Consider the following 14,404-nt stretch of genomic DNA (forward strand, 5'->3'; position numbering starts at 1 on the left):
CAATGCAATCGAGAAACTTCGTTCCCAAGGGCGCTGCCAGTTTCAGAATTGACTACGACGGCCCGCCGAAAGATTTCTACTTTCTGCTACTGCCCAAATTCACCATGCTGGCCTTTAGCGCCGCAGTGGAACCTTTGCGCATCGCCAATCAGGTCACCAACAAAGAACTGTATCGCTGGTTTCTACTCAGCGAAGACGGACAGCCTGTCGCCTGCTCCAACGGGATTGAGATCACCCCCGACATGGCACTGGAAAACCTGCCACGTTCCAGCTTTGCCTTTGTCTGCTCCGGCATTGAACCACATGAAAGCACAAGTCCGAAAACCCTCGCCTGGATCCGCCATCAAAAGGCCCATGGCTGCCATATGGGCGGCATTTGCACCGGCGCATTTGCTCTGGCACAGGCTGGTGTGTTGAACAGCCAAAACTTCACACTGCATTGGGAAAATCAACCCGCCTTTATGGAACATTTCCCGGTGCAAGATCCCAGCAGCAACCTATACGAGATTGATCAACGCACCATGACCTGCGGTGGCGGCAACGCGGCCACTGACATGATGCTGGAAATGATCGAAACAGACCACGGCAAGGACTTGGCGATCATCGTAGCGGATATGAGCATTCATTTTCGTTCCGATAACCGCAAAGCCCTGCAAAAATCGGCCTATTCCGTCGCCCTCAGCAGCCGCAACCAGCACCTGATCACTGCAATGCAATACATGCACGATGCCATTGAAGAGCCTTTGGAGATCGGCGCGATCGCAGAACACATGGATATCTCACGCCGGCAATTGGAGCGCCTGTTCCAGCAATACATTGGCACCTCGCCGGTACAATTCTATATCGAATTGCGCGTCGCCCGGGCCCATGCTTTGCTCAATGAAACCAACATGACCGTGGCTGAAATCTCTGCCGCCACTGGTTTCAGCAGCGCCACCCAGCTAACCATCCGCTTCAAAAAACGCTTCGGCCAATCCCCCAGCGCCTTTCGCAAGAGTTGGGTGGAGTATGAAGAGGGATAGACGCTACCTCAATGAAGAAAACACTATACATAAATGTCCGCTTAGAGTTCAAATGCTGATGCATTGCGAATGACGCTTATGACCTTCAATGGCATGTCGAATTCGAGTTGAGATCAATTGGGTGATTAAAATAGGGAAATCAACTGGCGGCACGCCATAGCCGCATATCACTTAGCGCGGTTCTCTAACTAAGCCCACTTTGGGACATGTTCTTCAATAGCCTCCGAATTCCATTGTTCTAACGCTCGCCCACTCGAAATTTCAATCGTTTCGGAATTGATTCCAATAAGAGCAATAAGGTCAAGATCATCTTCTTTCAGTGCGGCATCCGAAGCGCGGCTCAAAATCTGCCTTCCTCCATTTATTGGCTGCAATATGTTGAAATACGATCTGACCTGAAATGTCGAAAATTGTTCCTCAATTAGCACCACCTGGTGAGACGCAGGCTTCAGAATGATATGCAACGGCAACCCGACACCTGCTTCACCTTTTATCGAGACCCTAAGAGACTGTAACGAAACAATATCGCGATGCACGGTGCGCTCGGTATCTTTCAAATCGCCTGCGATCTTCTGCGCGTACAGGGGTTTTCAGCGTTCCGGAGCAACTGGATTATTTCAAACACTCGAGCTGAGTGACCAATCAATCTCGATCCAAAAGCAATCGTTATTCTTATACGGCTTTGAAGACTGCTGACACACACATGTCAGCAGCGAAGTGCTAATGTGTGGTGATCTTATCCCAAACGAGTCAAGGACAACCCGAATGTCACCAACTTTTCGAGAACTTCATACGCGCGGAAATCCATTCATTTTAACGAATGTTTGGGATAGAGGCACAGCTTGCCTATTTGCAGGGCTAGGAGCGCAGGCTCTCGCGACATCCTCGGGTGCGCATGCCTTCACATTGGGGCGGTCCGATCTGGGAAATCTCACACGAGATGACGCTCTGGCTCATGCTGAAATCATCGTATCTGCAACGTCACTTCCTGTGTCCGGCGATTTTGAGAATGGCTTTGGCGATGCTCCGGACATACTAGAAGAGACCGTTAAGCTCTCCTCGGAAATTGGGTTGGCGGGTATTTCGATTGAAGACATTTCGCTTCCCGATATTGAACCCTATGGATTTGATCTTGCCGTAGAACGCATCCAAGCCGCTAGTGCTACGGCAAAGGCCCTGTCAAAAGATTTTGTTCTTGTCGCACGTGCCGATGGCTTCATGCATGGCTTGTACGATCTAGATGAATCGATCAGGCGTATTCAGGCTTTTGAAGCGGCTGGTGCAGATTGCGTCTACGTCCCATACCTGAACGATTTAGAGGCTGTCACAAGGGTCTGTAACAGCGTTTCGATTCCTGTGAACGTTGGAATTAGTACCGTAGAAAACGTCACGTTGAAGGAATTCGCCGATGCTGGTGCCGCGCGGATATCATTGGGGATGGCGATGGCGACTGCCATACACACAACCTTGCACAATCTTTCGGTCAACATGTTCAAGCACGGGGACTTTTCGGAATTGGGCAACAGCTTGCCTTACGAAACAATAGATGAATGCATGACAAGAGGAAGAATAAGGTAGTGGTAGAGCCTCCGACCACTGCCGAGATGGCTAGACCCACGTCATACAGCTACCAATTAATCAAAAGAGAAGATCAAACATGGGCATTAAGACCAATAAACTTACCAAGGCGTTTCGCAGGTTTATAGAAGAGCAAATTGTGTTCTTTGTCGCAACGGCTGCACCTGAAGGGCGTGTGAACGTCTCTCCTAAAGGGCTGGATTCACTGCGGATTATCTCGGATGAGAAAATCGTCTGGCTTAGCTTGACTGGAAGTGGCAATGAAACCGCCGCCCATTTGCTGCAAAATCCGCGTATGACGCTCATGTTTTGTGCCTTCACAGGAGACCACTTAATCCTGCGAACCTATGGTGATGCCAAGGTCATCCATCCACGCGATCCAGAGTGGGACGATCTGTACGCGTTGTTTCCCGACTTTGCTGGTGCGCGTAATATTTTTGTGCTTGATATCGACCTTGTCACGACATCTTGCGGCAGTGGTGTTCCTGAGATGTCGGTGGTGCGAAGTCGAGGTGAAGCTGACTTGGAGCCATGGTACGCTGAAATGGGACCTGAAAAGGTAAAGGAGTTCTGGAAAAAGAAAAACCTTACCAGTTTAGACAATCAGCCAACTGGAATTTTCGAAACCTGAAATGGACCTCGGCGTGATAGCGGTCATAGATATCTTCAAGGCCAACGATAGCCAAGTCCGCATAGTCGTTATTAGATCAGCTTTGCTAGGTGTTTGGATGTGAACGGCGTGAGTTTCGATACTTGACCGTTTGGGTTTTCCTTGACGCCAATAGAGGGAGGCAGGAGACTGAATTGCAACGCGTAGCGATTGAGGAATGACATGCCACTGACAACCACTTGCATCGGAGCTTATCCAAAACCCGACTATGTGCCGATTTCAGATTGGTTTCAGGTCTCGCACGACTCCGAGGAGTATGACGCAGAAGTCACGCAGCAGTGGACCCATGAAAAGATAGAAGAGGCGCAGACCTTACTGGATCGGGCGACAGCTGAGGTTGTCGCCGATCAAATTGCATGTGGCATCGACGTGCCCACCGATGGTGAAGTGCGGCGTGAAAACTATGTGCATTACCAATGCCGCCATTTTGCGGGGTTCGATTTTGAGAACTTGACCGAACGTTCGATGCGCAATGATGCCTATGTAACCAAGCTGCCGACCATTCGCGGTGCTGTGGCGGCGGGCGATACCAGCGTTCTGGTGCGTGACTGGCAGGTGGCCGAGGCGGCGGCGGGCCGACCGGTCAAAATCACCATGCCGGGGCCGATGACCATCTCAGACACAACAGCGGATGTGCATTACAACGATCCGGCGGCCTTGACGCGCGATCTGGCCGATGCCTTGAATAAACAGGTTCTGGCGCTGGCAGAGGCAGGATGCAAATATATTCAAGTGGACGAACCGATTTTTGCCCGCAAACCCGATGCTGCGCTGGCCTATGGCATTGAAACACTTGAGCGGTGTTTTCACGCTGTGCCATCTGATGTGCAGCGGGTCGTGCATATGTGTTGCGGCTATCCCAATGCTCTGGATGACCGGGACTATCCGAAGGCAGATCAAACCTCATACCAACAAATCGCGGAGGTGGTTGACGGCGTGGCGGACCAAATCTCGATTGAGGATGCGCACCGTTACAACCCGGCCGCGTTGTTCGAGAGCTTTGCAAAGTCAAAGCTGATTGTCGGTTTTGTTACGATTGCGTCGAGTCGCGTGGAAACTGTGGAGGAGATTCGCGCCCGGATGCACGAGATATTGAACCATTTACCCGCTGACCGCCTGATTGCGGCACCTGATTGTGGGTTGGGCTTTCTCGGGCGTGATCTGGCGATGGAAAAGCTTAAAAACCTATCGGAAGCGGCGCGGTCCATATAACATTGAGAATATGCATCAAATCGGAAGTTGTATGGTCGCAAACTTACCTGTGAATCTGGCTCCCGCTGGTTGACCCCACCAAGGGGCAGGGGTAAACCCGGATAAATCATTGCAGCAATCTGGATATGCGCCCAACGCGCATGAAAGGAGCCACAACGTGGAAGAGATGCTGAGGGAATACCTTCCCATTCTCGTTTTGATGGGCATTGCCATCGCGCTTGGGATTGTCCTGATCCTTGCGGCGGTTATTTTGGCGGTGCGCAATCCTGACCCGGAAAAAGTCAGCGCCTATGAATGTGGCTTCAACGCTTTTGACGATGCGCGTATGAAGTTCGACGTGCGGTTCTATCTGGTTTCGATCCTGTTCATCATCTTTGATCTTGAAATTGCGATGCTGTTCCCATGGGCAGTAGCCTTCAAAGATGTCAGCATGGTTGGTTTCTGGTCGATGATGGTGTTTCTGGCCGTTCTGACCGCTGGCTTTGCCTATGAATGGCGCAAGGGGGCGATGGAATGGCAGTAACATCCCAAAGTGCTTACGGCGCCAACACCGCTGGCGGTGATCGCGAGGTCGCCACGCAGGAATTGAACCGTGATCTGCAGGACAAAGGCTTCTTGCTGACCTCGTCCGAGGACATCATTAACTGGGCGCGCACCGGATCATTGCACTGGATGACCTTTGGTTTGGCCTGCTGCGCGGTTGAGATGATGCACACCGCGATGCCACGCTATGATGTGGAGCGCTTTGGTTTTGCCCCGCGGGCCAGCCCGCGTCAGTCGGACGTGATGATCGTGGCGGGGACACTCACGAACAAGATGGCCCCGGCGCTGCGCAAGGTTTACGATCAGATGCCAGAGCCGCGCTATGTGATCTCGATGGGGTCCTGCGCAAATGGTGGCGGTTATTATCATTACAGCTATTCGGTGGTGCGCGGTTGTGACCGGGTTGTGCCGGTAGACATCTACGTGCCGGGTTGCCCTCCGACAGCCGAGGCGCTGGTTTACGGCATCCTGCAGCTGCAGCGCAAAATTCGCCGGACAGGGACGATTGTACGATGAGTGATGCGATGACCGAGGCCCTGAATGAGCTGGGCGCTTATATTGAGCTCAAGCGCCCCGATTGCGTACTGGCATGGGATGTCAGCCATGGTGAGTTGAACGTCGACATCGCGCCATCGCATATCGTTGGGTTTGTTGAGTTTCTCAAAACCGATCAGACTTGCAAGTTTTCATCGCTGGTGGACATCACAGCCGTGGATTACCCCGAACGCCCCAAGCGGTTCGATGTGGTCTATCATTTCCTGTCGATGTACCAAAACCAACGCATTCGCTTGCGTACTGCTGTGCGCGAGGAGGACATGGTGCCCTCAATCACATCGGTGCACCCGTCGGCCAATTGGTTTGAACGTGAAGTCTTTGACATGTTCGGCATTCTGTTCAGCGGTCACCCCGACCTGCGCCGGATTTTGACCGACTATGGTTTTCGCGGCTATCCGCTGCGCAAGGATTTCCCGACCACGGGCTATACCGAGGTGCGCTACGACGAGGCGCAAAAGCGCGTGGTTTATGAGCCGGTATCTTTGGTGCAAGAATACCGCCAGTTTGATTTCATGAGCCCATGGGAGGGTGCCGAATACATTCTGCCGGGTGATGAGAAAAAAGACGAGGCTGGCACATGATACAGCTTATCGTATTCGGAGTGGTTTCTTTGATAGGTGGACTGTGGTTGGGCCACTTTTTGACGGTTGAGCAAATATGGCTTTGGTCATTTGTTGCGGCTTTGGTGTTTGCGATCCCCGCTGGGCTTTTTGTCCACGCGATCGACTGGGTTCTAAAAGGCACTGTCGAAGAAGAAGCTACAGGTGCGGGCTTCTTGGTTGGGGCATCTATCCCATTGAGTTTCATTATACCGGCTTGCATCGGGGGGTTTGTTAGAAAAGCGTTTGATGCGTATCGCCTGAAGCAGGAGGAGGCGTAGTGGAAGTGGCGGGTAGCAACCTAGGGTTTGCAATCGAACAGGTCGCGAATCCTGTTCCAATCGTGCTGGGTTCTTTGTGCGGTTTTTTCTTGTCGAAGAGAAAAGCCATCGCAATTTCTGTCGCCGTTATTGTTGTGATTGGTGTGTCGCTTGCGCTTCTGGCGGGTTTTGGTGGCGGATATGTCAGGACAATTGCAGTAGGAATGTCTGGTCAAAGGGTTGATGGTCCGGTTTGGACAGAAGGTATGAACATTACCCTATATTTGACGTTTCTGTATGCTACGAGTGCTGCGATATTCGCGTGGATTGCAAACGTCTTGAGACAAAAAGTAGCTAAGGCGAATTCTTCGAGTTCGCAAAGTAGTATGGAGGAGCGCAAATGATGGACGGCTCCAAGGGTTTCGAAGACGCGCAGACCGGCGAACAGAAGATCCGCAATTTCAACATTAACTTTGGCCCGCAACACCCAGCAGCCCACGGTGTTTTGCGTCTGGTGTTAGAGCTAGATGGCGAGATTGTTGAACGGTGCGATCCACACATCGGCCTGCTGCACCGTGGCACTGAAAAGTTGATGGAAAGCCGCACGTACCTGCAGAACCTGCCGTATTTCGACCGGCTGGATTATGTGGCACCAATGAATCAGGAACATGCCTGGTGTCTGGCCATTGAAAAGCTGACCGGGGTCGAAGTTCCGCGTCGTGCCAGCCTGATCCGGGTTTTGTATTCCGAGATTGGCCGTGTTCTGAACCATCTGTTGAACGTCACCACGCAAGCGATGGACGTTGGCGCGTTGACACCGCCTTTGTGGGGTTTTGAAGAGCGCGAAAAGCTGATGTGCTTTTATGAGCGGGCTTGCGGCGCGCGCCTGCACTCGGCCTATTTCCGGCCCGGCGGTGTGCATCTGGACCTGCCTGAGGACCTGATTGACGATATCGAAACTTGGGCGAATGAGTTCCCGGCAGTGTTGGCAGACATCGATGGTTTGCTGACTGAAAACCGGATTTTCAAACAACGTAACGCAGATATTGGTGTTGTCACCGAACAGGACGCGCTGGACTGGGGCTTTTCTGGTGTGATGGTACGTGGCTCTGGCATGGCATGGGATTTGCGTCGGGCGCAGCCTTATGAATGCTATGACGAATTTGAGTTTCAGATCCCGGTGGGAAAAAACGGTGATTGTTATGACCGTTACCTGTGCCGAATGGAAGAAATGCGCCAATCGGTGCACATCATCCATCAGGCGATTGCCAAGCTACGTGCGCCCGAGGGTAAGGGCGATGTTCTGGCCCGGGGCAAGCTGACGCCACCAAAGCGTGGGGAAATGAAGACCTCGATGGAGGCGCTCATTCATCACTTTAAGCTTTATACCGAAGGGTTCCACGTACCGGCGGGTGAGGTTTACGCCGCAGTTGAGGCCCCAAAGGGTGAGTTCGGCGTTTATCTGGTGGCTGATGGCACCAACAAGCCGTACCGGTCAAAGATCCGCGCGCCGGGGTTCTTGCACCTGCAGGCGATGGATCACATCGCCGGGGGGCATCAACTGGCTGATGTGGCGGCAATTATTGGCACGATGGATGTTGTGTTTGGGGAAATTGACCGCTGATCTGGTCTTGAGAAAAGTGTAAACGGGGAAGATTTCTGATGAACATGCGTAAGTTTGGATTTGTGATTGCTGGAATGTCGCTATTGGCGGCCTGTGCATTGCCACCGCAAAGCGTTTCACAACAGGATATCGCCAATTACGAGGCGGCCGTGGCCAGCATCGATTGCAGCATGGTACACGAATCTGATTACCTGCCGGTCGAGTTGCAAACTGGCTTGACCCGTGAGCAGGTCAAAGACATCACCAAATACGAATTGGCCGCTGGCAATGCCGAAGCTCTACCAGAGGGTGGGGTCAAACTGATCACAGGAGCCTGTGCCTAGATGCTAAGACGTCTCCACCACGAGCAGCCTGAGAGTTTTGCTTTTACCCCTGCCAATCAGGCATGGGCCGAGGCGCAGATCTCAAAGTATCCGGAAGGGCGGCAAGCCAGTGCGGTGATCCCACTTTTGTGGCGTGCGCAAGAACAAGAAGGTTGGGTGACACGTCCGGCCATCGAAGTGATTGCCAAGATGCTGGATATGGCGCAGATTCGCGTGCTTGAGGTGACCTCGTTTTACTTTATGTTCCAGATGCAACCGGTTGGATCTGTAGCACATATTCAGATCTGTGGTACGCTGTCGTGCATGATCTGTGGTGCCGAAGATCTGGTGGCAGTTTGCCGTGAAAAGATTGCCGATCAGCCGCATGTGGTCAGCACAGATGGCAAGTTCAGTTGGGAAGAAGTTGAATGCCTTGGGGCCTGCACCAATGCGCCGATGGCCCAGATTGGCAAAGATTACTACGAAGATCTGACAAGCGAGCGTCTAGTTGAAATTCTCGATGAACTGGCGGCTGGCAATGTGCCGGTGCCGGGGCCGCAGAATGGGCGCTATGCGTCCGAGCCCTTGAGCGGATTGACCAGCCTGACCGAATTTGACAGCAGCAAGACGCAGTATAATGCCAGCGCAGCACTCGCGACGGCAATTGGCGATACGGTCAAACGCATTGATGGCACAGAGGTGCCGCTATTGGCGCCGTGGCGTGACAAAGGGGCCAATCATAACCCAGGCGCGCCAAAGGTGAAGCAGGCGAAATCGCCCACGAAACCTACCGCAAATGTTGATAGAGCTTCAGCCAAAAAAGCGGATGCGCCAAAGGCTGAAGCAGCGGACGTTAAAGAAAAGAAACCCAGAACGCTAAAAGCCGCGCGCAAAGCGGGGGCGGATGATCTGAAAAAGATCTCGGGTGTTGGTCCAAAACTGGAGCAAACGCTCAACGAGCTGGGCTTTTATCATTATGACCAGATTGCAAAGTGGTCAGAGGCCGAGATTGCCTGGGTTGATGCGCGGTTGAAGTTCAAAGGCCGGATCGAGCGTGACGACTGGATCAGTCAGGCCACTGATTTGGCCAAGGGCGATAAGGCATAGGATGTGGGTGTACGCTATGACGAGCGACAAGACCGAAGCACAAAAGGGGCGACATGTGGCCCTAGTGATCGCTGGAACGGCGGTGTTTTGGGTTTTGGCGTCGTTGATCGGCGGAGTGCTGGGGATAAGCCATCGGATGCTGGCATTGTTCGATTTGGTGGCGTTGGCAGGGTTCATTTGGGCCTTTTGGATGATTTTTCAGATCTGGCGTGCGCGTCAGGACAAACAGGGGTAGCGGGATGCTGAACGACCAGGACCGTATCTTTACCAATCTTTACGGGATGCATGATCGGAGCCTGAAGGGCGCGAAAGCACGCGGCCATTGGGATGGCACCGCGAAGATCTTGCAAAACGGGCGCGACTGGATTGTGGATCAGGTCAAGGCCAGCGGATTGCGTGGACGTGGTGGCGCGGGCTTTCCAACGGGGCTCAAGTGGTCCTTCATGCCCAAAGAAAGCGACGGGCGCCCGGCCTATCTGGTGGTGAACGCTGACGAATCTGAGCCGGGAACATGTAAAGATCGCGAGATCATGCGCCATGATCCGCATACGCTTGTTGAGGGTTGCCTGATTGCGAGCTTCGCCATGGGCGCCCATGCTTGTTACATCTATATTCGCGGCGAATACATTCGTGAACGGGAGGCGCTGCAAGCGGCGATTGATGAAGCTTATGAGGCTGGTCTGATTGGCAAGAATGCCTGCAAGTCGGGCTACGACTTTGATCTCTATCTCGCGCACGGAGCCGGGGCTTATATTTGCGGCGAAGAAACCGCGCTGCTGGAAAGCCTCGAGGGCAAAAAGGGCATGCCGCGGATGAAGCCGCCATTTCCAGCGGGCGCGGGGCTTTATGGTTGCCCGACGACTGTGAACAACGTGGAATCGATTGCCGTTGTGCCGACCATCCTGCGTCGAGGGCCGGATTGGTTTGCCAGCTTTGGCCGCCCCAATAATGCGGGCACAAAGGTGTTTGGCATCTCGGGTCACGTGAACAACCCTTGCGTGGTTGAAGACGCGATGTCGATTCCCTTTGAGGAACTGATCGACAAGCATTGCGGCGGTATTCGCGGCGGTTGGGATAATTTGTTGGCAGTGATCCCTGGGGGATCATCAGTGCCTTGTGTACGCGGTGAAAACATGCGGGATGCGGTGATGGATTTTGACGCGTTGCGGGATGTAGGATCAAGCCTTGGCACGGCAGCGGTCATTGTTATGGACAAGCAAACCGATATCATCAAAGCAATTTGGCGGCTGAGCAAATTCTACAAGCACGAAAGCTGTGGTCAGTGTACGCCATGCCGTGAAGGCACCGGCTGGATGATGCGGGTGATGGACCGTCTTGTGCGCGGCGAGGCGGAACTGGAAGAGATTGATATGCTCTTCTCAGTGACCAAACAGGTTGAAGGACATACCATTTGTGCCCTTGGGGATGCTGCAGCCTGGCCGATTCAGGGCTTGATCCGCAATTTCCGGGAAGAAATCGAAGATCGCATCAAGGCCCAGAAATCGGGCCGGATGGGTGCGATGGCAGCGGAGTGATATCATGGATGATCTAGGGCAATACGGACATGCAATTGTTGCACTTGCGGGCACAGCCATGATGGGGCTGGTGATGTCGCCATTGACAGCACTGCGTAAGCAGAAACTGGGCCTTGCGCCGGGAGCTTCGCCTGAGCAAGATTACGGTCTTGAGACTTATCGGTGGCACCGGGCTTATCTGAATCTGTCCGAAACTATTGGCTTTTTTGTCGCTGTAACAGCTGCGGCGATTTTTGCAGGCGTTAGTCCAACTTGCGTCAACTGGTTGGCTTCTATCTTTTTCATCAGCCGGATTGCGTTGATCGTGGTACATGTCAAGGGCATCGGCAAACCAAATATGGGGCCACGCTCGTTCATCTACGTGGTGGGTTGGTTGTGTTGTTTGTTGCTGGGTCTGGCGGCTATCGGAAAGGCTCTTTGAAACGATGATGTCGATTGTGAGTTCATATTATTTAGTGCCGGTATCACGGCAGGGTGGTGTACGATGAGAATTGTATTGTTGTGTCTGGTAGCCTTGTTGACTGTGTCGGCCTGTACCGAGAAAAGACAACGCGTCTATTTCAACGGGGTATATTACCCCACGAAAGCCAAGAGTGCATCAGAAGACCGCCAGAGCTTTGTCGTAACAGTCAAACGGGCCACCAAAGGTTTGGATGGTGCACGTGAAGCAGGCCGTTTGGAAGGCACTAAGTATTGCCTGAAAAACTTTGGCACCTCTGAGATCAAATGGGTGCAGGGGCCAGATGCCAAGAATGGGACGTTGAACCTGTCTGGGAGTGACCTGAAACTGACAGGGGCTTGTGTGACGTGGTGATAAATGTCGCGATATCAGTGGGATACATGCGTTGTTATTGCATAACGAACGCCTGTAACACCACCTGCGTGTCAGCAGAAGGGCGGAATGATCCGTGGCCTTCTGCTTGTCATATAGGAGATATCAAATGCGTATGATTGTACCACTTGTTGTAGCCGCGTTGTTGGCCAGTACCGCGGCTCAGGCACAAGCCGGATTGAAAAACGAAGACGACATCAATGCCGGGCTGCTGATTGTGGCCGTTGCCGAAAAGATCAACCGCGCCTGCGATACCATTGGGGTGCGTGTGTTCACCGCGCGAGGCTATGTCAACGACCTCAAGGATATCGCGCGTGAACGTGGTTATAGCGAGCCTGAGATCAGATCGTATCTGAACAACAAAAAGAACAAAGCCGAGATGCGTGAGCGTCGGAATGCCTATTACAAAAGCCGTGGTGCCAGCAATTTGGATCATGCCTCTTTGTGCAAGCTGGGGCATGGCGAGATCAAGAAGAACAGCCAGATTGGCGTGTTACTGAAAGCAAAGTGAGAACCGATGACTGACCTTCGCAAAATCATCATCGACGGAAACGAGATCGAAGTCGACGGGGCGATGACCCTGATTCAGGCGTGTGAGCAGGCCGGCATTGAAGTGCCGCGCTTTTGCTATCACGAACGCCTGTCGATCGCTGGGAACTGTCGGATGTGTCTTGTGGAGGTTGTTGGCGGGCCGCCGAAACCGGCGGCCTCTTGTGCCATGCAGGTGCGTGATCTGCGCCCCGGACCCGAAGGCCAACCGCCGGTGGTGAAAACCAATTCTCCGATGGTCAAAAAGGCTCGCGAAGGGGTGATGGAATTCCTGCTGATCAACCACCCGCTGGATTGCCCGATCTGCGATCAGGGTGGCGAATGCGATCTGCAGGATCAGGCCATGGCTTATGGCGTGGATTTCAGCCGCTTTCGTGAACCAAAACGCGCGGTGGATGATCTGGATCTGGGGCCGCTGGTGGAAACCCATATGACACGTTGCATTTCCTGCACGCGTTGTGTGCGTTTTACGACTGAGGTCGCGGGCATCACCCAGATGGGCCAGACAGGGCGTGGCGAAGATTCAGAGATCACTTCGTACCTGGGCGAAACGCTCGACAGCAATTTGCAGGGCAACATCATTGATCTGTGCCCGGTGGGGGCGCTGGTGTCGAAACCATATGCCTTTACTGCGCGCCCGTGGGAGCTGACCAAGACCGAAACCATCGATGTGATGGATGCGTTTGGCAGCAACATCCGGGTGGATTGCAAGGGTCGAGAGGTCATGCGGATCGTGCCACGCAACAATGATGGCGTGAACGAGGAATGGATTTCAGACAAGACTCGCTTTGTCTGGGACGGGCTGCGTCGCCAGCGTCTGGACAAACCCTTTGTGCGTGAAAACGGCAAGCTGCGTCCCGCAAGCTGGGGCGAGGCCCTTGCCAAAGCCGCAGAGGCGATGAAGGGCAGGAAGGTTGCCGGTCTGATCGGCGACTTGGCCCCGGTTGAGGCGGCATTCGCGCTGAAACAGCTGGTCGAAGGCCTGGGCGGCAATGTCGAATGCCGCACTGATAACGCGCGTCTGCCAATTGGCAATCGCTCGGGCTATGTCGGGACTGCCAGCATCGAAGAGGTCGATGACGCCAAATTCGTCATGCTGATTGGCACCAACCCGCGGGTTGAGGCGCCGGTTCTGAACGCACGCTTGCGTAAGGCATGGATCAAAGGGGCCACCGTTGGCCTGATCGGCGAAGCGACTGATCTGACCTATGACTATGCGCATATTGGGACGGATCGCGCGGCACTGTCTGGCCTGCTGGGCAAGGAACATGGCGCGGTCATGGATCAGCCATCTGTTGTGATCGTGGGGCAGGCGGCTCTGCGAGAGGCGGATGGCCTGGCGGTATTGGCCGCAGCGCAGCAACTGGCGGCTGAGACGAACTCCAAACTGATGGTTTTGCACACCGCCGCTGCACGCGTGGGCGCGATGGATGTTGGTGCCGTGACCGAAGGTGGCATGGAGGCGGCGATTAATGGGGCCAAAGTGATTTACAACCTTGGGGCAGATGAGGTCGAAATCGACGCCGGTGCCTTTGTCATTTATCAAGGCAGTCATGGCGACCGGGGCGCGCACCGCGCCGATGTGATCCTGCCAGGTGCGGCTTATACCGAAGAAACCGGATTGTTCGTAAACACAGAAGGCCGACCACAACTGGCGCTGCGTGCGGGGCATGCACCGGGCGAGGCCAAGGAAAACTGGGCCATCCTGCGGGCACTGTCGGGCGAGCTGGGCAATGCCCTGCCGTATGACAGCATGGCGCAACTGCGTCAGGCGCTGGTGGCAGAGGTGCCGCATCTGGCTCAACTGGACACGGTGCCAGAGAACGAGTGGCAGCCGCTGGCAACAGACACGTTAGGCACGGCTGATTTCCGTGGTGCGGTGAAAGATTTTTACCTGAGCAATCCAATCGCGCGCTCCAGCGCGTTGATGGCAGAGCTGAGCGCCGGTGCGAAAGCACGCAGCGATAAACCACTGGCCGCAGAATAACGCGGACCAAAACTGAGATGAAAACGCCA

19 protein-coding genes are annotated in these 14,404 nt (G+C 53.9%); 18 read left to right on the forward strand and 1 reads right to left on the reverse strand.

What is annotated here, in order from left to right; all coding sequences use genetic code 11:
• The first annotated feature begins 2 nt into the window (after positions 1–2).
• Complete coding sequence (locus tag D9A02_RS09715) at positions 3–1,022, forward strand: GlxA family transcriptional regulator (RefSeq protein WP_120500786.1); 1,020 nt, start codon at positions 3–5, stop codon at positions 1,020–1,022.
• 188 nt (positions 1,023–1,210) lie between these two features.
• On the opposite strand, the gene D9A02_RS09720 is transcribed toward D9A02_RS09715, so the two are convergent.
• Positions 1,211–1,606, reverse strand: coding sequence for a hypothetical protein (locus D9A02_RS09720; protein WP_120500787.1), 396 nt, complete (start codon positions 1,604–1,606; stop codon positions 1,211–1,213).
• A gap of 181 nt (positions 1,607–1,787) precedes the next feature.
• On the opposite strand from D9A02_RS09720, the gene D9A02_RS09725 reads away from it, so the two are divergent.
• From D9A02_RS09725 to nuoG, 17 genes are all read left to right on the forward strand, one after another.
• The gene (locus D9A02_RS09725; RefSeq protein WP_120500788.1) at positions 1,788–2,600 is read left to right on the forward strand and encodes an isocitrate lyase/phosphoenolpyruvate mutase family protein; all 813 of its coding nucleotides are present in this window, start codon (positions 1,788–1,790) and stop codon (positions 2,598–2,600) included.
• 79 nt (positions 2,601–2,679) lie between these two features.
• Positions 2,680–3,231, forward strand: coding sequence for a pyridoxamine 5'-phosphate oxidase family protein (locus tag D9A02_RS09730; RefSeq protein WP_120500789.1), 552 nt, complete (start codon positions 2,680–2,682; stop codon positions 3,229–3,231).
• A 201-nt stretch (positions 3,232–3,432) separates the two neighbouring features.
• Positions 3,433–4,482: a cobalamin-independent methionine synthase II family protein gene (locus D9A02_RS09735; protein ID WP_120500790.1), complete on the forward strand. Its 1,050-nt coding sequence runs from the start codon at positions 3,433–3,435 to the stop codon at positions 4,480–4,482.
• A gap of 157 nt (positions 4,483–4,639) precedes the next feature.
• Positions 4,640–5,005, forward strand: coding sequence for an NADH-quinone oxidoreductase subunit A (locus D9A02_RS09740; RefSeq protein WP_120500791.1), 366 nt, complete (start codon positions 4,640–4,642; stop codon positions 5,003–5,005).
• Positions 4,996–5,541, forward strand: a complete 546-nt coding sequence (locus D9A02_RS09745; RefSeq protein WP_120500792.1) for an NADH-quinone oxidoreductase subunit B family protein — start codon at positions 4,996–4,998, stop codon at positions 5,539–5,541. Before D9A02_RS09740 ends, D9A02_RS09745 begins: the two co-directional genes overlap by 10 nt.
• An 8-nt stretch (positions 5,542–5,549) precedes the next feature.
• A complete protein-coding gene (locus D9A02_RS09750; protein WP_120502465.1) occupies positions 5,550–6,161 on the forward strand; it encodes an NADH-quinone oxidoreductase subunit C in 612 nt (203 codons plus the stop codon).
• Entirely contained in the window at positions 6,158–6,460 is a 303-nt protein-coding gene (locus tag D9A02_RS09755) for a hypothetical protein (RefSeq protein WP_120500793.1), read from the forward strand. The genes D9A02_RS09750 and D9A02_RS09755 overlap by 4 nt, the downstream gene beginning before the upstream one ends.
• On the forward strand, positions 6,460–6,843 hold the full coding sequence (locus D9A02_RS09760; protein WP_120500794.1) for a hypothetical protein: 384 nt from the start codon (positions 6,460–6,462) through the stop codon (positions 6,841–6,843). The genes D9A02_RS09755 and D9A02_RS09760 overlap by 1 nt, the downstream gene beginning before the upstream one ends.
• Positions 6,843–8,063: an NADH-quinone oxidoreductase subunit D gene (locus tag D9A02_RS09765; RefSeq protein WP_174232043.1), complete on the forward strand. Its 1,221-nt coding sequence runs from the start codon at positions 6,843–6,845 to the stop codon at positions 8,061–8,063. The genes D9A02_RS09760 and D9A02_RS09765 overlap by 1 nt, the downstream gene beginning before the upstream one ends.
• Before the next feature lie 38 nt (positions 8,064–8,101).
• The gene (locus tag D9A02_RS09770; protein WP_254054599.1) at positions 8,102–8,386 is read left to right on the forward strand and encodes a hypothetical protein; all 285 of its coding nucleotides are present in this window, start codon (positions 8,102–8,104) and stop codon (positions 8,384–8,386) included.
• Complete coding sequence (gene nuoE / locus D9A02_RS09775; protein ID WP_120500796.1) at positions 8,387–9,472, forward strand: NADH-quinone oxidoreductase subunit NuoE; 1,086 nt, start codon at positions 8,387–8,389, stop codon at positions 9,470–9,472.
• A gap of 16 nt (positions 9,473–9,488) precedes the next feature.
• Positions 9,489–9,707 (forward strand): DUF5337 domain-containing protein, encoded by a 219-nt coding sequence (locus D9A02_RS09780; protein WP_162933024.1) that lies wholly within the window; start codon positions 9,489–9,491, stop codon positions 9,705–9,707.
• Between the two features lie 4 nt (positions 9,708–9,711).
• Positions 9,712–11,007, forward strand: a complete 1,296-nt coding sequence (gene nuoF, locus D9A02_RS09785; RefSeq protein WP_120500798.1) for an NADH-quinone oxidoreductase subunit NuoF — start codon at positions 9,712–9,714, stop codon at positions 11,005–11,007.
• 4 nt (positions 11,008–11,011) lie between these two features.
• Positions 11,012–11,428: an MAPEG family protein gene (locus D9A02_RS09790; protein ID WP_120500799.1), complete on the forward strand. Its 417-nt coding sequence runs from the start codon at positions 11,012–11,014 to the stop codon at positions 11,426–11,428.
• 63 nt (positions 11,429–11,491) lie between these two features.
• Entirely contained in the window at positions 11,492–11,821 is a 330-nt protein-coding gene (locus D9A02_RS09795) for a hypothetical protein (RefSeq protein ID WP_120500800.1), read from the forward strand.
• A gap of 127 nt (positions 11,822–11,948) precedes the next feature.
• A complete protein-coding gene (locus tag D9A02_RS09800; protein WP_120500801.1) occupies positions 11,949–12,350 on the forward strand; it encodes a DUF5333 domain-containing protein in 402 nt (133 codons plus the stop codon).
• A gap of 6 nt (positions 12,351–12,356) precedes the next feature.
• A complete protein-coding gene (gene nuoG, locus D9A02_RS09805; protein WP_120500802.1) occupies positions 12,357–14,375 on the forward strand; it encodes an NADH-quinone oxidoreductase subunit NuoG in 2,019 nt (672 codons plus the stop codon).
• Positions 14,376–14,404: the final 29 nt, after the last annotated feature.

It is taken from the genome of Roseovarius sp. EL26, from assembly GCF_900327775.1.
In the GTDB taxonomy this organism is placed as follows: Bacteria; Pseudomonadota; Alphaproteobacteria; order Rhodobacterales; family Rhodobacteraceae; genus Roseovarius.